This window comes from Cedecea colo (assembly GCF_011808225.1).
In the GTDB taxonomy this organism is placed as follows: Bacteria; Pseudomonadota; Gammaproteobacteria; order Enterobacterales; family Enterobacteriaceae; genus Dryocola; species Dryocola colo.
On record NZ_SOYS01000009.1, the window covers coordinates 190,319 to 209,964 of the forward strand.

General features: G+C 48.4%; 15 protein-coding genes, 1 tRNA gene and 1 pseudogene. 7 read left to right on the top strand and 10 right to left on the bottom strand.

The window, feature by feature from the left end; all coding sequences use genetic code 11:
* Nucleotides 1-52: 52 nt before the first annotated feature.
* A complete protein-coding gene (gene yedA, locus E2L00_RS17760) occupies nt 53-970 on the top strand; it encodes a drug/metabolite exporter YedA (RefSeq protein WP_167614047.1) in 918 nt (305 codons plus the stop codon).
* On the opposite strand, the gene E2L00_RS17765 is transcribed toward yedA, so the two are convergent.
* The 3 genes from E2L00_RS17765 to E2L00_RS17775 all read right to left on the bottom strand — a co-directional run bounded on the left by E2L00_RS17765 (nt 971) and on the right by E2L00_RS17775 (nt 4,061).
* Complete coding sequence (locus E2L00_RS17765) at nt 971-1,471, bottom strand: very short patch repair endonuclease (RefSeq protein ID WP_167614049.1); 501 nt, start codon at nt 1,469-1,471, stop codon at nt 971-973. It lies immediately after the preceding gene.
* Nucleotides 1,472-1,483: 12 nt separating this feature from the next.
* Complete coding sequence (locus tag E2L00_RS17770) at nt 1,484-2,896, bottom strand: DNA cytosine methyltransferase (protein ID WP_167614051.1); 1,413 nt, start codon at nt 2,894-2,896, stop codon at nt 1,484-1,486.
* A 274-nt stretch (nt 2,897-3,170) separates the two neighbouring features.
* Nucleotides 3,171-4,061 (bottom strand): alpha/beta hydrolase family protein, encoded by an 891-nt coding sequence (locus tag E2L00_RS17775; protein ID WP_167614053.1) that lies wholly within the window; start codon nt 4,059-4,061, stop codon nt 3,171-3,173.
* A gap of 191 nt (nt 4,062-4,252) precedes the next feature.
* On the opposite strand from E2L00_RS17775, the gene E2L00_RS17780 reads away from it, so the two are divergent.
* Together E2L00_RS17780 and E2L00_RS17785 are read left to right on the top strand one after the other, a co-directional pair.
* Entirely contained in the window at nt 4,253-7,180 is a 2,928-nt protein-coding gene (locus E2L00_RS17780; RefSeq protein WP_167614056.1) for an autotransporter family protein, read from the top strand.
* Between the two features lie 278 nt (nt 7,181-7,458).
* Nucleotides 7,459-8,076, top strand: coding sequence for a DUF2238 domain-containing protein (locus E2L00_RS17785; protein WP_236127774.1), 618 nt, complete (start codon nt 7,459-7,461; stop codon nt 8,074-8,076).
* Here E2L00_RS17785 and E2L00_RS17790 read toward each other — a convergent pair.
* Nucleotides 8,073-8,768 (bottom strand): phosphohydrolase, encoded by a 696-nt coding sequence (locus E2L00_RS17790; RefSeq protein WP_167614060.1) that lies wholly within the window; start codon nt 8,766-8,768, stop codon nt 8,073-8,075. The genes E2L00_RS17785 and E2L00_RS17790 overlap by 4 nt on opposite strands.
* A gap of 64 nt (nt 8,769-8,832) precedes the next feature.
* Complete coding sequence (gene drpB / locus E2L00_RS17795; RefSeq protein ID WP_167614062.1) at nt 8,833-9,099, bottom strand: cell division protein DrpB; 267 nt, start codon at nt 9,097-9,099, stop codon at nt 8,833-8,835.
* Nucleotides 9,100-9,393: 294 nt separating this feature from the next.
* On the opposite strand from drpB, the gene mtfA reads away from it, so the two are divergent.
* From mtfA to E2L00_RS21880, 3 genes and pseudogenes are all read left to right on the top strand, one after another.
* Nucleotides 9,394-10,191 carry a DgsA anti-repressor MtfA gene (gene mtfA / locus E2L00_RS17800; RefSeq protein WP_167614064.1) on the top strand — a complete coding sequence of 266 codons (798 nt, stop codon included), beginning with the start codon at nt 9,394-9,396 and terminating at the stop codon, nt 10,189-10,191.
* Nucleotides 10,192-10,291: 100 nt separating this feature from the next.
* Nucleotides 10,292-10,367: transfer RNA gene (locus E2L00_RS17805), tRNA-Asn, on the top strand.
* 179 nt (nt 10,368-10,546) lie between these two features.
* Nucleotides 10,547-10,615, top strand: a pseudogene (locus tag E2L00_RS21880) (DUF4102 domain-containing protein); the annotation flags it as partial.
* A gap of 475 nt (nt 10,616-11,090) precedes the next feature.
* On the opposite strand, the gene pilV reads toward E2L00_RS21880, so the two are convergent.
* Entirely contained in the window at nt 11,091-12,317 is a 1,227-nt protein-coding gene (pilV, locus tag E2L00_RS17815) for a shufflon system plasmid conjugative transfer pilus tip adhesin PilV (protein WP_167614066.1), read from the bottom strand.
* Nucleotides 12,318-12,382: 65 nt separating this feature from the next.
* Here pilV and E2L00_RS17820 point away from each other — a divergent pair.
* A protein-coding gene (locus E2L00_RS17820) for an IS3 family transposase (RefSeq protein WP_420808865.1) occupies nt 12,383-13,491 on the top strand; the annotation gives its coding sequence in 2 pieces (ribosomal slippage) (nt 12,383-12,644 and nt 12,644-13,491; 1,110 coding nt in all).
* Nucleotides 13,492-13,852: 361 nt separating this feature from the next.
* Here E2L00_RS17820 and E2L00_RS17825 read toward each other — a convergent pair.
* The 4 genes from E2L00_RS17825 to E2L00_RS17840 form a co-directional block, all read right to left on the bottom strand.
* Nucleotides 13,853-14,626: a hypothetical protein gene (locus E2L00_RS17825; protein WP_167614068.1), complete on the bottom strand. Its 774-nt coding sequence runs from the start codon at nt 14,624-14,626 to the stop codon at nt 13,853-13,855.
* A 3-nt stretch (nt 14,627-14,629) separates the two neighbouring features.
* Nucleotides 14,630-15,397, bottom strand: a complete 768-nt coding sequence (locus E2L00_RS17830) for a hypothetical protein (protein WP_167614070.1) — start codon at nt 15,395-15,397, stop codon at nt 14,630-14,632.
* Nucleotides 15,390-17,333, bottom strand: coding sequence for a lipase family protein (locus E2L00_RS17835; protein ID WP_167614072.1), 1,944 nt, complete (start codon nt 17,331-17,333; stop codon nt 15,390-15,392). The genes E2L00_RS17830 and E2L00_RS17835 overlap by 8 nt, the downstream gene beginning before the upstream one ends.
* Nucleotides 17,334-17,795: 462 nt before the next feature.
* On the bottom strand, nt 17,796-19,646 hold a 1,851-nt coding region (locus E2L00_RS17840), incomplete at its 5' end, for a DUF2345 domain-containing protein (protein WP_236127776.1).

Here is a 19,646-nt window from a genome sequence, read left to right on the forward strand (position 1 = left end):
GGATAGTTTTAACGTTAACTATTGAGCTTGTCACCGCAGGCCGTGAGGAAGTATGCGCGTTCGTTCAGGTCAACTATTACCGCTGACAGCAGCGCTTTTTGCGCTGTATATCATCTGGGGATCCACTTATTTCGCTATCGCTATCGGGGTGAAAAGCTGGCCGCCGTTTATGATGGCGGGCGTGCGGTTTATAAGCGCTGGCGTGCTTTTGCTGAGCGTACTGTTATTGCGGGGGCATAAACTACCGGCAATAAAGCCTCTGCTAAATGCCGCCTTGATTGGCGTGCTGTTGCTCGCCGTGGGCAACGGGTTTGTGACCGTTGCGGAACATCAGCACGTTCCTTCCGGTATTGCGGCGGTGATGGTTGCCACCGTGCCGCTGTTTACCCTGTGCTTTAGCCGCCTGTTCGGCATCCCAACGCGCAAGCTTGAATGGCTGGGCATCGCGATTGGCCTGGCGGGGATAGTGCTACTTAATAGCGGCGGAAACCTGAGCGGCAATCCCTGGGGCGCCGGGCTTATCCTGATTGGCTCCCTGAGCTGGGCGTTTGGCTCTGTCTATGGCTCGCGCATTGAACTGCCGGCCGGGCTGATGGCCGGTGCGATTGAAATGCTGGCCGCCGGTATTGTGCTGCTTTGCATCTGCGCGGCTACGGGCGAACGCCTGAGCGCCATGCCAACAACCGCAGGCCTGCTGGCCGTAGGCTATCTGGCGCTGTTCGGCTCGATTATTGCCATCAGCGCTTATATGTACCTGATCCGCAATGTCGCTCCTGCGGTGGCGACCAGCTACGCCTACGTTAACCCTGTCGTGGCCGTGCTTCTCGGGACGGGATTCGCTGGCGAAAGCCTGTCTTCCGTCGAATGGCTGGCGCTGGGCGTGATTATCTTCGCGGTTGTGCTGGTGACGCTGGGGAAATATCTGCTGCCCCCAAAGCCGGTAGTGAAAGCGTGTGAAACAGAGCAGTAATCAGCCCGCGGGTGGCGTTTGCCACCCGTCGTCATGAAGTTCATGAATGCCGAGCGTATCGATCTGCGCATGGTGACCACCGCTGCAAATCCACTCTTCCAGCCTTTCCGTTAACGCCCCATCGCTGAGCTTTTCACGCCCTCTTAGCGCACATTCCCAGACCAGCAGCACGCGCCAGCCTTTCCCCAGCAGACGCCGGATATCGCGCTTATCGCGCTCAACGTTCTTACCAATTTTCTCAAGCCAGAATTCAGTGCGCGTGGCGGGCACTTTGAACAGATAACAGGTGTGATGATGCCAGAAGCAGCCGTGGGTAAAGATAATGCAGCGATGGTTATCAATAATAAAATCGGGGCGACCGGCAAGCTGCTCGTCCTGCACACGAAACTCAAATCCGCATTCAGTGAGCAAGCCCGCCAGACGCTTTTCGATGGCCGTATCGCGTGTGGCAATAGCGCGCATATTTTTGCTGCGCACGGCTTTGCTGTGTACATCAGCCATCTTTCTCTCCTTTTAGCGTTTTTTCACCGCCAGCTTAATCTTCTCTTCCAGCAGTTTCGCCACGGCGGCAAAGGCAGGAACCACAACCGAGTTGCCAAACTGGCGGTAAGCCTGCGTGTCCGAAACCGGAATACGGAAGGGTTTTCCCTCTACCGTCTCAAAACCCATCAGCCGGGCACATTCACGCGGCGTTAAACGACGCGGACGGCGCACCTGATTTTCCGCATCGTTGAAGTCCAGCTCGCCAAGCGCTTTATCCCATCCACGGTCAATCAGAATTTCGGCACCGTCCTTGTAATAACGTGCCGAAAGCGTTCTTGCCACGCTCGCTGGATTAGCCGGATCCACCAGGCCATAGCCAAAACCGTTGCCTTTTGCCTGATGCTTTTTAGCGTAATTATAAAGGTATTTCCAAAGCGTAGGCGTGAGGATGTATTTGGCATCCACCGTTGGCTCAAGCAGCTCGCCAAAGGTTGGGCGGCGCTGCGGGTATAAAGCATCCAGCGCACGCAGCGTGAAATCCTGATGCAGGTTAAGATCGCGGCGGAAACCCACCAGCACAATACGTTCGCGGTGCTGCGGTAAAAAATGCTTCCCGTCGATGATCTTAGGATCGCTTGCGCCCGTAACGGCCGCATCGGCAATTTCATAGCCCAGGCCAGCAAGCGTTTCCATAATGATACGGAAGGTATTGCCTTTATCGTGGCTCTTCAGATTCTTGACGTTTTCCAGCACAAAAATTGCCGGGCGCTTTGCATCAATAATACGAGCCACGTCGAAAAACAGCGTGCCCTGTGTTTCACAGGCGAAACCGTGGGCGCGGCCCAGCGCATTCTTTTTCGACACGCCAGCAAGGGAAAACGGCTGGCACGGGAATCCCGCCAGCAAAACGTCATGTTCCGGCAATGTCGCCCGGATATGCGCCGCGGCTTCCTCATCGCTAAGATCCGGGCGATCGCTTTGCGTAATATCGCGAATATCTTCGTTGAATTTGTGCTGGTCGGGATCGCAGTACCAGTTGGCTTTATAGGTTCTTACCGCGTATTTATTCCACTCGCTGGTAAACACGCACTGTCCGCCAATCGCTTCAAACCCGCTGCGGATACCGCCGATACCGGCAAATAAATCGATAAAACGAAACGCGTATTTCCCGTGATGGGCGGGTGGAGAAGGCAGCATGCCCTTCAGCATTTTTATTTCAACATCGACCAGTCGCTTATTTGTCAGTTTGCCATTTACCCAGCGATTGATGGTTTCACGCGTCCAGTTACTGCCGCTGACGGCACGTAATACCTCTGCCACGACCTTTTGGTCATAGATCTCCAGAACCTTTTTCAAAAGGCACAGTTCTTCTTCTTGCTTATGGTTATCTGCGTCCCGTGACTGCTCAATAAGTTCATCAATAACCGGCTGTAACACTTGCATGCTAACTCCATCTGGGTTGAATGTGTGATGATTAATCACGGATTGAACCCTAGCATAGCGATCTGTTTATGTATACAGTACGCCTGTATCCTGAAGCGTTTATTATTGGATGCGGGAGCGCAATAATTGTCCAGGGTATATTTCAGAGGCCACAAAATTTAGCTTTAAAAAGATTCTGTTTCGTATCAGATATTTCTGTGCGCAGTTCATAACGAGGTTGTTATATATTTTTTAACGCAGCTAACAAAATAGCGTCATAAAAAATACGGTCCTTTTAATTAGAACCGACGCTGCCTTGCACATTCTGTACAGGTATTTTACGCTCGGGCCCGCACCCTATCTTCTTTCGCAATAATCTCGGCCAGATAGCGGCCCAGTCAGAACCGTGAGCCATACCGGGCACGGTTTCAACCTGCACGCATCGTGTTCCCGCCGCGCGCTGAAAGCGTTTGGCCACTGCAGGAGGCACGGTATCATCCGCACCACCGCTGAAATGAATCTGCGGCATCGCGGCAAGCTTCGGAGCAATATTGATGGCATTGACGGCGTCAGGCATCGCTGAAACCCGGTGCAGCGTATTGATATAGGCAACGTCAAGATTACCGGCCACCGTGCGCAGCGACTGTACATCGGTTCGCTGGGCCGCCAGCAGCGCGGCAATGTTCCCACCGCCGGAATACCCTACCAGTTCGATTTTCGCCCCGGGGTAGCGTTGCACAACCTGACTGAGCGCGTTATTCATCGACTCGATAACTAACGCTGAGAAACGCTTATCGGTCCACCAGGCTGGCGTACAGGCTGTGGGCAAGGGCACTCCGGCAAACTGGCAAGGACGTGCCAGGTAAAGCACGTTATCAGAAGGATCGGCCATCGCCAGCATCAGGCCAACGGGGTTATGCGGCGTGGGATCGTCTGATGGACGCGAGCGACTCTTCCAGGCAAACCCGTCGCCCTCAATGTAGACCCGTAGTAATGTCACTGGCGGTGCGATTCGCTGCCAGGCGGCAAGCGTAAATCTGCCCGCCTGTAAATTTTCACCGTTCAGACCCATTTTTTTCGCAAGTGTGCTATCGCGCGCAAATGGATCCTGCCCCACACAGCCACTAAGAAAAAAAAGCATACCAATCAATAACCAGGTGATGACGGGTTTATTGAAAAGTCGCATTTAATTTCCTCAAAACGTGACGCAAATCGCCGAACACTTGAAAACCTGATGGTTACCAGAAGAAATAATTAAACGGAGCTTATTGTTTTTTGCAACCAAATGTATATTCTGCGCCGGAATGGAATCAGATTAGTCTGAACCCGGTTCAAACCTGTACATTAATTGATTAAGCAACATCGCGACGGAACACCATGAAGAAATCACGTATCAGCCAGCATGGCACATTGCTGGTGGCATTAACCTCTGCGCAGGGATTGCTGGCAACGCCGGCCCTCGCGGTGAGCGACTATACCATAACCGCCTCTCAGTCAGACATTCAGATCTCTAACGATTATGTCTCCATTCACATAACCGATCTGAGCACCGTCACCGGTGAACAGATGCCTGCGCTTTCCGTTATGCAGAACGTGCTCGTCGGCACGCTGGAAAATGCCGGTATTATTACCAGCACTGACTCTTCTGCGCTGAACGTTGACGGATCTATTGATAACATTAACAACTCGGGTGTGATTGGAAGCAACGGGAATGCCGCAGATTCCGTTTATCTCAGTGTAACAAGTCAAGTCGGTGCGCTGGTGAATAGCGGTACTATCACCGGCTCAACGAACAACCTCTATACCGGTTCAAATAGCGCTGCTATTAACAACGCCGGAGTCATTAACAGCCTGACGAATACACAGAGTGGTACGATCGATGGTTATACGGCGATCAACAACACCGGCCAAATTGATGTACTGAATAACGCTGGCACCATTCGCATGAATAATAATAGTTCAGGTTATTATTACCAGACTGCCGCAGTGTTAAATCAGGGTACTATCGCTACATTTAATAATACCGGTCTGATTGATAGCAACAACTCCAGTAACAACTATAACGAATCAGCCGTACTTAACCAAGGTACAATTAACACGCTGATCAACGATGGTACTATTACCAGCAATTACATTGCCGTGCAAAACCAGGGTGCGATTGGTACGTTCACCAATAATGGTGAAATCAGCGGCGCTGTTGTGGGTGTTTATAATAACCATTACAATAACAACTCCATTAATACTGCTAACGGTGATATTGTTAATAACGGGTTGATTAGCAGCGCTACCTACGCTATTTACAATGATGATTACGGTAATACGGATACATCCGTTAATATCGTTAACACCGGCAGGATTACCGGCAATAATTACGCCATCCGCAATGGCGCTTACGGTAATACCTCCGCCACGCCTATGACAATCGTCAACAGCGGTATCATTAAAGGTAATATTTCAAATTCCAGCTCTTTGCCGTTAATCATCGAAGGCGGCAATGACAAAGCCGGTATTCTGACCGGCATTAATGGCGTTGGGCAAATCGAAAATCTGAACGGCGATGTGATTTTCAGCACGGGCCGCCTGCTGCTTGATGACCATATCATGACCAACGGAACCGTCAATAACAATGCGGCATCGCTGCAAATCAACAACAACATCGAAATTACCGGTAACTATCATCAGGGCAGCAATGCGGCACTGATCGTCGGCGTCGCTGACACGGCGGTGGCTAACGGCTCTTCTGCCGATACCGGCTATGGCCGTCTGATAGTGAGCGGTTCTGCGAACATTGACGCAGGTTCAGGCGTTAGCCTGGCCCGTACCGGTAATACATACCAGTTCGCCGCCGGTCAGCGCTATGTAGTCATCGATGCTAACAGCACCGATACTAATTACAATGCGGGTCAGTTACGCTACCAGGCCGCGGGTTATGCTGGTGCAGCAACGGGTTCAACCTATAACGCGGACGGTCATAGCGCGCTGGTTGTGACGCTGCAAGAACCTGTCACGCCGCCGCCAACCACGACGCCAACGGATCCGGCAACGCCAGTGACGCCGACTCAGCCGGACCCGGATCCAACGGCACCAACGGACCCGACAACGCCAGGGACTTCCGACCCGACACCAACCGCGCCGACCACGCCAACAACGCCGGAACCAACCGCCAAACCGGGCTGGGCAACCATTCCGAACGCCACGGCAGCGCTGGGCGGCCTGGGCCACTATTCGGGCATTTCTCCGCAGTTGCTTGAGCTGTATAACGCCTCGCTGGCGATTGCAGACCAAAAAGAAGCAAACCGTGTGGGCGAGCGTCTCTCTGCGAGCCAGAATATTAACACCAGCACCGCGACTAACGTTGCAACCATGACGGCCATGTCTGTTGTTACCACTCATATGGACACCGCCCGCAATCCGCAAACGGCGGGCTTAAGCGGCGTATCAACGGGTGATGCCTACAGCGACTGGATCCTCTGGGGTCAGCCGTTCGGTGGTTATGCCCGTCAGGACAGCACCAGCAATGTCAGCGGCTACAGCGCGAAATTCGGTGGTCTGATCATCGGTGCTGACCGTGCGCTGGGCGACAACTGGCGCGTAGGCGGCGCGGTTAACTACAGCAATACTTCTGTTCACGGTAAAGATAACCTGAGCGGCAACACCTCGACCGCCGATAACTACGGTCTGATTGGCTATGCAGGTTACACCGGTAATCCGTGGTATGTGAATTTGTCTGCCGGCGTTAACCGTCAGAACTATGATTCTATCCGCCGCGCAGACTTCACCGGCTTCTCCGGTAGCGCTCAGGGTAAATTCAACGGTCAGTCTATCACGTTGCAAAGTGAATTCGGTTATCCACTCACGCTGCCTGCTGAAGTGATTGTCACGCCGCTGGCTGCCCTGGCTTATAGCTATCAGCATGTTGACGGCTACAATGAAACCGGTGGCAACGGCATGGCGCTGGACGTGAGTTCAAGCCATACGCAGTCTGTAGAGAGCAATATCGGCGCACGGCTGGAAAAAACCTTCGACACCGGTCTGGGTAACCTGACGCCGTACGCTCAGGTGTCATGGATTCATCAGTACGACAACAACGAAACCCGCAGCACCGCAACCTACGCTGCCGACACCGTTGGCGAAACGAGTTTCACCTCCAGAGGTGTCGCACCGGTTGAGGATATGGCTGGCGTGGCTATCGGCAGCACCCTGTATGACGCTAACGATTTGAGCCTCGACGCACGTTACGATCTGCAGGCGGGCGAGCGTTACCAGGCACATACCTTCAGCCTGCGTTTACGCAAGATGTTCTAACTGAGTTGAACAAAAGCGATACGCAACGGGGCCATTAAGGCCCCATTTAGCTTGTTGACAAAGAAGGAAAAAGCGTGATTTTTCCTTCTTTGTGGTTATCTGTCGAAAATCAATCAATTGATTTTCCTGTTAATTTTATGATGACATCTTTCTGAACTTCTTACGTTATGAGGTTTGTCATCAGTCTCAACGGGACCATTAAGGCCCCGTTTTTTTGCACATTTGAATTTCTGCCGTATCCGACAGATAGTAAGGGTTTTGGCGACATGCGAAACCTTATGACCTCCACTCTCTTAAAAAGCGCAGCGCTGGTTTTGCTGACGATCCTCGTCTGGACCGGCATCAATGCCGGGGACAAAATAACCTGGCTGATGGAAGTCACGCCGGTGACGATCGTCGTGCCCATACTGTGGGCCACCTATGCGCGCTATTCGTTAACACCGCTGCTTTATACGCTGATATTTTTTCACGCCATCATCCTGATGATTGGCGGTCAGTACACCTACGCCAAAGTGCCGATCGGTTTTGACGTGCAGGCCTGGCTTGGGCTAAGCCGCAACCCTTACGATAAACTCGGCCATTTTTTCCAGGGGCTGGTTCCGGCGCTGGCAGCCAGAGAAATCCTTATTCGAGGCCAGTACGTGCGCGGGCGCAAAATGCCTGGGTTCGTGGTGTGCTGCATTGCGCTGGCGATCAGCGCCTTTTATGAGCTCATTGAGTGGTGGGTGGCGCTGGCGCTGGGCCAGGGCGCCGACCTTTTCCTCGGTACTCAGGGCGATCCGTGGGATACCCAGTCGGATATGTTTTGCGCCCTGCTGGGTGCGCTTACCACGGTCATCTTTCTGGCGGGTTATCATCAACGTCAGCTTACTAGCCTTTTACAACAACGCGATTAGCGCAGAGGAGAGAACCGTTCAATCACGCCGTGGTCGAGGTGATGGTAATCTCCTTTTAGTTCGGCACACAGCTTTGCCATATAATGCACCAGAAAATCGGCATTGTGGCGGGCCAGCTCGCGGCCCGCTTCGGTTTGCATCGTCTGCGGTAGTTTCAGCAGCTTTTGCTGAAAATGGTCGAGCGCATAGCGGGTGTCGTCTAACTCACGCTGCCCGGCAAGCGGATCTTCGCTATCAAACAACGGGCGTCCCAGCGCACCGGAGGTGTAAAACACGCGGGCAAGACCAATTGCGCCCAGCGATTCAAGCCGATCGGCATCCTGGACAATTTTCGCTTCCAGCGTTTGTGGCGCTATGCCCGCGCTAAAGCTATGGGCATGAACGGCGTGACCCACCGCGTCATACATTTCGTGTGGGAAATCAGGAAAGTGGATATCGAGGATACGTAACGTTTCAAGAGCGGCCTGAGCAGAGGCCAGATGACGCTCCGGATGATTTTTAGGCAGATTTACAACGTCATGAAAATAACAGGCGGTAAGCACCACTAAACGATTGGCTTCCGTGCCTTCCATAATCCGCTGAGCTGTTTTCCAGACGCGATGAAAATGCGCAACATCATGCGCTTTATCATCCTGCAGCCAGTTGCCTTGCAGGTATTGTTCAAAACGCGCTTGCCAGCGGGCTATCGGCATATGTACTCCTCGTTTCGTTGTAAACTCCGCATCTGTATGAGTACAGGCCCTGGTGGCCGACATTTTATTCGCGATGATAATCGCTGCGCGGGCGCGTAAACCAGGCAACCCAGCCAAGCACCGCGGCCACCGAACCCAGCACCAGCAATCCCATTAACGCCCCCAGCAATTTTCCGCCCAACGAACCCATATCGCCGCCAGTAACGCCGCTGACGACCCAAAAGTAGCGCGCCAGCGCCCAGACAATATAGAAACAAAATCCATAAAACAGCCACAGCGCTATTTTTCCACCCGGCGTGCGGGTTGGTTGCGCATCCTTAACGTTCGACATAGCCATCTCAGCTCAAAAAACACAGGGATGACGGTGGTGTTACCGTCCTTATAACGTGACTTTTATCACATCTTTATGGCAAATCAACAGCCAGAACGATGATTTTTGTCTGAAACATATAAATGAAGAATATAAGTGAGTTAAAAACAGCCAATGTAAATAATTGTGCGGGCCCGGCGCACTTGTGACTCCTGTCGTTGAAGTGATTTTTATTAAGTGCTTGAATAATGGCTCGGCAAGAATCTCCCCGGTATGTTCAGTTCTGTTCAAACGATGACTTTGCGAGCAAGAAACATGATTAAGTGGCCCTGGAAAATAAGTGATTCATCCACTGTCGCAGCTTTGCCGTGGGAGCAGGCTTTCGCTATTCCCGTGCTGGCAGCGCTCACCCCTGTTGAACAACAAAAACTTATCCGTCTTGCTGACCGTTTTTTACAGCAAAAACGGCTGGTTCCGCTGCAGGGTTTCGAACTGGACGAGTTGAAAAGTGCCCGTATCGCACTGCTGTTCTGCCTTCCGGTGATGGAGCTTGGCCTGGAATGGCTGGATGGTTTCCATGAAATACTCGTCTACCCCGCTCCTTTTGTGGTGGATGACGAATGGCAGGATGATATTGGTCTGGTGCATAACCAGCGTATGGTTCAGTCAGGGCAAAGCTGGCAGCAAGGGCCCGTCGTACTGAACTGGCTGGATGTGCAAGACTCCTTTGACGCCTCGGGTTTTAATCTGATTATCCATGAGGTCGCCCATAAGCTTGATATGCGCAATGGCGATCGCGCAAGCGGCGTGCCGCTGATTGCCCTGCGGGACGTTGCAGCATGGGAACACGATCTTCATGCCGCCATGAACATCATTCAGGACGAAATCGATCTGGTGGGTGAGAACGCCGTCAGTATTGATGCTTACGCTGCGACCGAACCTGCGGAATGCTTCGCGGTGCTTTCAGAATATTTCTTTAGTGCGCCAGAGCTGTTTGCGCCGCGCTTCTCATCCCTTTACCAGCGGTTTCGCATGTTCTATGGTCAGGACCCGCTTCAGCGCCTGCGCAGAAACGAAAACCCTCATGAATCTGGCGGTAAAACGGTGCATTAATTCGACAAGTTGATTTTAATTTGCTCATTTGAATCAACATGTTATTTTAACCGTTGACTCTATTTAAGCGCGAGGCTACTATTCGTCTCGTTCACACGATTCCTCTGTAGTTCAGTCGGTAGAACGGCGGACTGTTAATCCGTATGTCACTGGTTCGAGTCCAGTCAGAGGAGCCAATTTAAAGAAACCAGATGTCTACTGACGTCTGGTTTTTTGCTTTCTATCAATTGGTTATCCCTTCCGGTTTGTCTACACACGCCCACTAAAAAACACTCGAAGCTACACCCCTTTGCTGGTAAAAATGCTGGTAACGCTGGTTCGGTTTTTCTTTTACCAGCATTCGGAGGGAAACGTCATGCCACTTACTGATACTAAAGTAAAAAATGCCAAGCCATCAGAAAAGGCGGTAAAGCTCACTGACGGTATTGATGCTGAAAGTTCACGGACTAAAGCATGTAACCTATTGGCGGCAGGGCTTGCCGTCACTGCCTGTGGAGGTGAGGTGGTAAAACACCCTCCGATGAAGCAGGAACTCTAAGTCAGCAACGGCTGGGAAGTCAACGTCTGGTCTTTTTTTAAAAGGGCTTAGCACAAACATTTGTGATTAGAAAAGCAGAAATCATCTGGAGTTCAACAAATGCAATTATTCCCTCTCCGGTTGAAGTTTCCCGGCAGGATTGTTTGATGACCTAAGTGTAGATCACATATTTGTAGCCTTGGCTCTTTTATCAACGGGGAAGCAGGTCAATATAAATTTATAGCCGCATCCATATTGATGATTATTTATTTTATGCACGAACATCTTAAAGAATATGATTGTTTCTCGCTCATGTTTTTGTAGCTTTTAGTCATTTGTCATAGCTTCTATTTTAATAATCAAATAAAATCATAATGCTTTTTTATTGACAGCCAGTCAGGTAAATTTTAGAACCGCTCATAGAGCCACTATTACTACCACTGACAGAATCATCTACCGCAATCGCTTTTCCGGTTGTACCTGGGGAACAGGAACAATCATTTGTTATAGAATTTTTTAAAACACAGGTAGAACTGGTCGTAACACCACCATTTACATAGGATTGTTGCATATACCAGCCACTAACTTTTGTTGCCCCGGAAGCACTGGCCCATTTAGAATTTACACAAGACAGTAATCCCCCTGTGCTGCTTTTTCCCTGTAAGCCATTAGGGGAACATGAAGCACCTTCCGTCGCGGTTCCACTAATCTGCAGGAACTCCCCTGTTGTCATTCGGCCAGTAGAGACAACAGTCGCACCTTTGATCTGAGCAGATGATGTAATGTTACCTGTTGCATTTATTGCGCCATAAGCATCTAAGCCTTTTTGTGCATTGATATTTCCACTAAAAGTAGCATTTCCGCCTGTATATAATGTCCCGTTGTTATATATACTACCGCCCGGATTGGTGTAAATATTATCAAGGTAAGAAGTACCGGAGTTAAAAATTTGTCCCGCAGTCCCTCCGTTAATCACAAGTTTTAGACTTTGCATTTCTTTATTAGCATACACATAATCCCCCGTAACAAATTTACTGGTAATTTGATTGCCAACATTGATGTTTTGAGCAACTTGAAGACTATTCATAGATCCAGATTGAGCATTAATATTACCGAAAGAATCTAATGTTCCTTTTGTATTGCCTCCCCATGTTAAAGAGTTTTGAACAATAGCGTATCCCGCTGTTACTGTACCTGTAATTTTAGAATTCCCAGTTGCATTTAAATTTTTTGCACTGACATCCCCTGCTACAGTAGCACTCCCCGTTGCTGAAAGATTTTTAAGGTTATTTATATCTCGCCCGCCCATATTTAAATCACCCGTCATAGGTAACGTCCCGTCACGGCGAAGATAAACAGAATACAGAGCACTGCTGTAACCCACACGGTAAGCCAGTAAGCCGCTGTCGCTAATGTTTTTATAATCTGCTGCCTGTTCAGTCCATTGCCCACTATATCCGGAAACTTTATCTGTTGTTTTCGTCATGCCACTGTCAACGCCCGCTGCTTGCATAGCTTTGCCTAACAGGTCATAACGTACCTTATCCCCTTCTTTCCACTGCGTGGTGGTGGTAATAAGCCCGTCTATAACATAGTGACCCTGACCCAAAATCCTGCGCCATTCAGAAACAGAATTCCGGCATGATCTACACTCCCTGAACGGAGGTGGTGCCGATGAAAAAATCACGATTCACCGAAGAACAGATTGTCTTTGCTCTGAAGCAGGCCGAACTGGGTACGCCGGTGCCTGAGGTCTGCCGTAAACTGGGCATTTCCGATGCCACGTTCTATACGTGGCGCAAGAAATACGGCGGAATTTCCCCTTCAGAACTGAAACACATGCGACAGCTTGAGGAAGAGAATCTCAGGCTGAAGAAACTGGTTGCCGATCTGAGTCTCGACAAAGCCATGCTGCAGGATGTGCTGGCAAAAAAGAACTGACGCTGGCACGCCTGCGCGAGTGGGGCCGGGACCTGCAGGCACGCTACGGGGCCAGCGAGAGGCAGGTCTGTTTTGCGCTTCAGGTCAGCCACAGCTCTTTCCGCTACCGTTCTGTGGCGGCAGACGACAGTGCGCTACGCCTGCGTATCAGGGAGATCACCGAAACCCGGGTCCACTATGGTTACCGCAGGGTTCACGTCATGCTCAGGCGGGAGGGCTGGCGAGATAATCATAAACGCATTTATCGGCTCTATAGCGAGCAGGGGCTCTCCCTGCGTCTCAAACGTCCACGCCGGAATAAATCGGCACAGCGTCGACAACCCCAGCCTCAGGGGTTGTACCCAAATCATGTCTGGGGCATGGACTTTGTCTCTGACGCATTATTTGACGGGCGTCGGTTACGTCTGCTGACGGTCATTGATCTTTACACACGCGAATGTCTGGGGATCTGCGTGGATCAGAATCTGCGCTCAACCGAGGTTGCAGAAATGCTGAACACCATTGCGCTCAGACGCCCTTTACCACAATTGCTGAAAACCGATAACGGCTCTGAATTTGCAGGAAAAATGCTGGACAAGTGGGTGTATGAACGAGGGATCCGTATAGACTTCTCACGCCCCGGAACACCCACGGACAATGCCACGGTGGAGTCGTTCAATGGCAGGCTGCGGCAGGAATGTCTGAATGAGAATTGGTTTATGTCCTTGGAGGATGCGCGGTGCAAAATCGAGGCTTGGCGCATACACTATAACCAGAGACGTCCCCATTCTGCACTGGGCTGGATGACGCCATCTGAATTCGCTGAGAAGTCTGGCGGTTGCCAGAATATGCAGCCAACATGAAGCCGGTTATTCCTGATTATGACTGGAGCATATTTTGGGTCAGGGTCAACAAACCGACATTACTAACTGAGGGTTGTATCTAATACTGGGGGCAGGTCAACCCGAATTACGTTATAGCTGGGTTCTGTGATCACTGAACCATCAAACCCACTCACTCTTTTTTCTTACATTCATACGAGATGTATCTGACTTCCAGCGGGAAGGGTTTTGTATACTGAGACGGATTTTTTACTTCAACATTGACCCATTTTGTATCTGCCGGCGGGGATAACGTTTTGTTTACGGCCCGGCTCATACTGCAACCCGCCACAGTAAACAACACCAGGGAAAGCAGAATAAATTTTGTTTGATTATACATCTCCTACTTTTCCATCCTCCTGATGTCGGGATGAGTTGAGCCATCAGATACGACAGTACCATCAGGATATATTATTTTATAATATGCACCCACTCGATACTCTACTGGCGCAACCATTTTTACAACTTTTGACTCATCAAGTTTTGGTGAAAATATAACAACAACATCATTGTTGACATTGAAAACAATTCTTTTTTGTATAAAATCTTTTTTACCAAAAAGCTCTAACGCATCATTTTTCTGAATCCTTTTGTTAGTATGAATCAAAGGATAATAATTAGGTGCTAATTTTAAGATATTACCTGTTACCATATAAAACTGCCCATTTCTAGAAGAATCATTATCAAAAGCGAGCGATACCCCTACCGCAGTGCTAGGTACAAGATCCTTACCAAGATGTGTCGCGTCTATATACTCGATACCTAAATTGACCGCACTCAACGTCCATTTACACGAGCCTTCACCAGTCATAGCAACTTTTGCTTTCCAGATATCCCCGCTCTCTTGGTGCATCGGGACCCGAATTACGTTATAGCTGGGTTCTGTGATCACTGAACCATCAAACCCACTCACTCTTTTTTTCTTACATTCATACGAGATGTATCTGACTTCCAGCGGGAAGGGTTTTGTATACTGAGACGGGTTTTTTACTTCAAAATTGACCCATTTTGTATCCGCCGGTGGAGATAACGTCTTGTTAACAGTTCTACTTATGCTGCAACCAGCAGTAGAGAGAAATATAAAGGAAAAGATCCATGCCTTAGATCTTTTATGCATCGCTTATTTTTCCAGTTTACTTATATCAGGATGAGTCGCCCCATCAGAGACAACAGAGCCATCAGGATATATTATTTTATAAAACGCTCCGACTTTATGCTCTTTTGGAGCAATCATCTTAACAAGTTTAGATTCATCAAGAGTTGGTTTAAATATCACCTGAATAGATTTGGCTGGTGAAACCATCTTTATTTTCATGAAATCCTTCTCACCAAACAAATTCAACATATCGTTTGCACTGATGCGTTTATTGGTTTGTACCAAGGGATAGTACGCTGGAGATAAAACAAGTTCAGGATTTTCAAATATTTTAAATAGACCATTTTTGGTTGCATTGTCATCAAAAGCAATTGTTGCGCCAACTGCAGTTCCCGGGACTAAACCATTACCGAGGTGAGTAGCGTCAATATATTCAATTCCCAAATTGAACTCACTCAGTTTCCAGTTACACTTACTGCCGCCATCTTTTGCTATTTTTGCAATCCATACACCGGATGAGTTCTTTTCCTGAAGAGGTATTTTTATTGGATTGAGTCCCACCTTCTCATAATGTTGACCATCTCGCATACTCATCAACTCACGCTTGCACGTCGTAGATACGTACAACACTTCAAGAGGAAAAGGCTTTGTATAAGCAGAAGGATTTTTAATCTCGATATTAACCCAATCAGAATTCGATGGTGGTGATAATGTTCTGTCAGTTGCCTGAGCGCATCCATTTAGCAATAAAGCAAACTGGATCAAGACGAGTGAATTTAATCTCTTATACATTTTCCATGTCCTCTTCACCATAATGACTAAATCTTTTAAGAGCATCAGAACCGGATGCTACAGAGATAGTTGAGCTAAGCGAGTTTTTTAGTAAATCCTCGAGTGAAAGAAACTTTTTATTCCTGTTAAGCTCATTCTTAGGGATCTCACCTGAATGGTGGTCCATTTGTAATTTAAAGGATGCAACTTTATCGGCATGTTCAGTGAAGGTCTTCCCGTCACTCAACCCTTTTTCATAAGCTAATCCTAACAATTTATTATTTATATAGGGCATATATGATGTCAGAAGATGATTTCCAACATTCGCAGGCACACCTCTACTTGGATTCATTCCTCCGGGGAAAAATTCTTTAAGATCTTCCTTAGTAAGCGAATCTTTAAAAGCCTTTTGATCTTGCCCGGATTGCTTCGCTTCCTGAAGTGCCAGCGAAGGGACAAGATAAAGCTTAACTTTTTCAGGAAGCCTTGCCTGAATGGTCATGCAATTTCTTGGGTAAGGAAGTTCAATACTACATTGTTGCCACTTTCTACTTTGAGTTGTGGTTAAAAATGCGACCGTATTCCCATGGTGCCAAAAACAATCTCCCCACTCAACTATTTGCCAAGCAGTAAGCTCAACGACAGACCATAAAAAACCAAGAGTTGTTCCCAAAGGCCCCCATAATTTATATAACTGATTATCCAAGTCGGCCTCTGGTGGAACTGATGGTACTGGGTCTTGATCATTTACATGCCGATAGTGAGTAATACTTGATAATACATCTACAGCATTTTTAGTGAATATTCTTGGCATACCATAAGTATAAAGAAGCGGGTTGCTTTCCTTTAATCTTGCCGAGTGAATTAATGCCAGCGATCCTCCTAAGCTATGACCACAAATGAACAAATCCCTACTTTCGATTTTATTGCTAAGTTCATTAAGCTGATTTTCAAATATTCTTTCAATTAAGGTATAGCCTGCCCAAAAACCCGTATGTACTTTCCCCGTAGGAACTAATGAATTACATTCAGATTTGATATTGCAACTATCGGACTCTACTGGCCTGAAAGAAGCATCCGTTACCCCATCAGTCAGACTGGCAGTCCCGCGCCACGCTATAACTATTTGATTGCTGTTGTAGATATAATAAAGCTGCGTATCGCCTTCAGGATCTTCAACTTTGGTCGAATCAATATCTATTGGAAGAAAATATCTATCAGCATATGGAACATCAATAACTAAAGCATTAATAGTCGATTTACCGATTTTTCTTGAGGGTATCGTCGACAGGTCCTGACATTTACTAATGAAATACTTCGTAATAATATCTATATCATCATATGCTAAATCAGAGGCCAACCCTAAATTGATGGCATTGGCCATAGAGTAATCATTCTGGTGATGGAGGACTAACTCCCAGGCTCTAAACGGGCAAATTTCAATCACATGGCGTTTTTCAAGTTCATTTGTTCTGACCTTAACACCCTGAAACGAGCTATTTATGGGAAAATGGAATAATGGCAATTCCTCTCCTTCTCTTAATTGCAAATCAGGTTGCTGATGACATATTTCACCCACAACGGCGTAGTGCCACGCATAGCCATTTTTCTCTGCTTTTGGACGAACGGTCGAATCTTTTATAGGATCCCTACCAACACGAAGAACGCGCTTTTCCATTTCCTTTGTCAGTTGATTACTGTCAAGTGTCAGTTTCAACTCAAGCCCATGGGGCATATCAATGCGAATAAGCCCATCTGAGTCACTTTGACCTGTATACGTAAAGTTATCGACTGGTCCGGAAACTGGATGAGAACTTTCAACAGTCCATGGCATATTCGCAACAGGATCACCCTGCTCATCAACCAATTGAAATTCTACCCAATACGGTTTCTGCTTTCCCGCTGTAGCTTTTGCTTCTGTATGCGTCACAGATGTCACTAATGAACTGCCTGCCATAAACATCCCTCCTTATCTATGTTTAATAAAAAACTTATCGGCTCTCTTTTCTTGTCAGATAAAATGTTCCAATTTTTATTATCTCTGAGATGAACACAGCAGCAAAAAATATCACTCCAGCCTTGACTGAAATAGATTTAAACACCCATGACAATATCGATATAGAAGGAATCATGAAGAACAGCCTGAATGGCGTTTGAACATAGACTATCCAATTCGCATACTTCCACTTTTTTAAGAACATTACAGCAGAAAAGATAATTGATACGTTAAGCAGTAACGAGAAAGAAAAAAGGATTAGAGAATACACTCCTTGCTGCGGGTAGATACCGCTAAAAGACAATATATCATCAACTAAAGGAGTTCGTCCCTGGGAGATATTCAACCAGATAAATCTGATGATGTAAAAAAGGTCAAAAACCGCCCAAAAATAAAATATATGGTTGCGTTTTAAGATGAATTTCATTTATTTCCCTCATAGACATCATCAGCAGTCGTTGGTTGCCAGTGCCACGACTGACCTGTAACAGCCCAGGCATCGTCACCTTCCAGGAAAGTTTGCGTTACCTTTCTCTGCTCTCCATAGCGATGTACTGCTGATTTTTGGCCAGTCTCATCTGGGGCATCAGATGGCAATGGCTGCCATTCCTGAATTTTATCTCTTTTCGTATTCATATAGTCCTTTCCTTCAGAACCAAAAACACGTCCTTCATCTCCCATAGAGGTTAAGCGATTGATTGCCATTATTGCAGTATTCTTCAACCCATGATAATCATGATCAACAGTAACCCAATGCCCTGGACCTTCATCCTTTTGCTCACGTGGAAACTCAATTTTTACGTTGCCAGGCATCGATGTGTAAAGCGGTGCGGTCTTCCCTGACGAGTCAGATATTCCTTCAAATATCTCTCCATCAGGAGACGTTACTTTATAACTGGTGAATGGTTTGATATCCCCTGAGTCGGGATCGGTAACGGTAAAAGTTCCGCCATATCCTTTCGGGAAATTCACTGGTGGTGTATCTAAACTGGCAGGACCGGTCTGATTAACATTGGCCGCTTTCAGCAAAATATTTCCCGGACATCCCAGTTCAATATTCCCGCCGCTAAGCTTTATATAAGCGCCACCACAACTTAAAATCAGTTCCTTGCTGGCATTCACCTTCACGCTTCCCTGACCACTGGCGACAGTGATGTCCTGTAATGCTGAGACATTCATGGCGTCAGCTTGTGCCTGAATATCAACCTTCCCTGCCCCGGCATACATTTTCATTCCTGCTGCCTGTGCAAACAAGCTTACAGCCTCGCTTGCCGCTACAGTGAACGATTGCCCGGTGCTGATATCCGTGTTTTCACCTGACATGAGACCAATACTTGCTCCGCCTGAAGCAAGCCGGACAGCCTCAGGACTGAGAATACCTATACCAGCAGGTGCACTGGCCAGCATTCCTGGCATTTTCAGATATTTCAGTGAGCTGTTTAGTGTCTTTTGGCTGTCGATGTCAGATACTGTTGCCTGTGCCCCTTTCGCAGCAGCCTGGAGGCTTCTTGCCAGCGTGAGTGCCTGCTCCAGTTGTTCTACAGCCCTGTCCATTTCAAGCATTTTACTGCCGACGTCAGGCTGAGTATCTGCAGTGAGTAGAATCCCCTTACCTCCACGAACGCTGACCCAGTCATTAGTTCGCAGTTCTGCGCCTTCACCACGTAATACCTTGTCAGCATTGACATTATGTCCCAGATTGAGCTGCGTTTTACCTCCGTATTCAGTACTGAGTTTAACGTGCTCTTCGCCGCGCTTGTCCTCCATCCGCAGTTTGTTCAGGCCTGCAGTCCTGATCACATTTCGGCTGCTGTTGGCTTCAGTGACGTGGTCAACGTGGCGGGAGTCGTGCATGGCATGGGCGATATACGGTCGATCCGGATCGCCTTCGTGGAACGCAATGGCGACTTCAGTGCCCTGGATCAACGGGAAGTGGAAGCCGTATTTGTCACCACCGTAAGGCTTTGCAAAACGCACCGGCATACTTTCCATGCCCTGGCGTTTATCGTCGCGGTCAGCATCGAATTTCACGCGGTACATCCCCGATGCATCCTGCCAGGCGTAAATGTCGTTATCCCTGGCGCTGGTCACGCGCGCCATCAAAGTGCCGCTGACCACCGGGCGCTTTTTAGCTGCAGGACGCCAGCAGCGGTTCTCGTAATAAGGCATCCCCTCCCACATCACTGTCAGGGCATCTTTACGGCTGGCAATATAGCCCGTGCGGGTAATGATTATGCCGTTGTCTGTTTCTGATGGCAGTGTCGGCGGCACCGC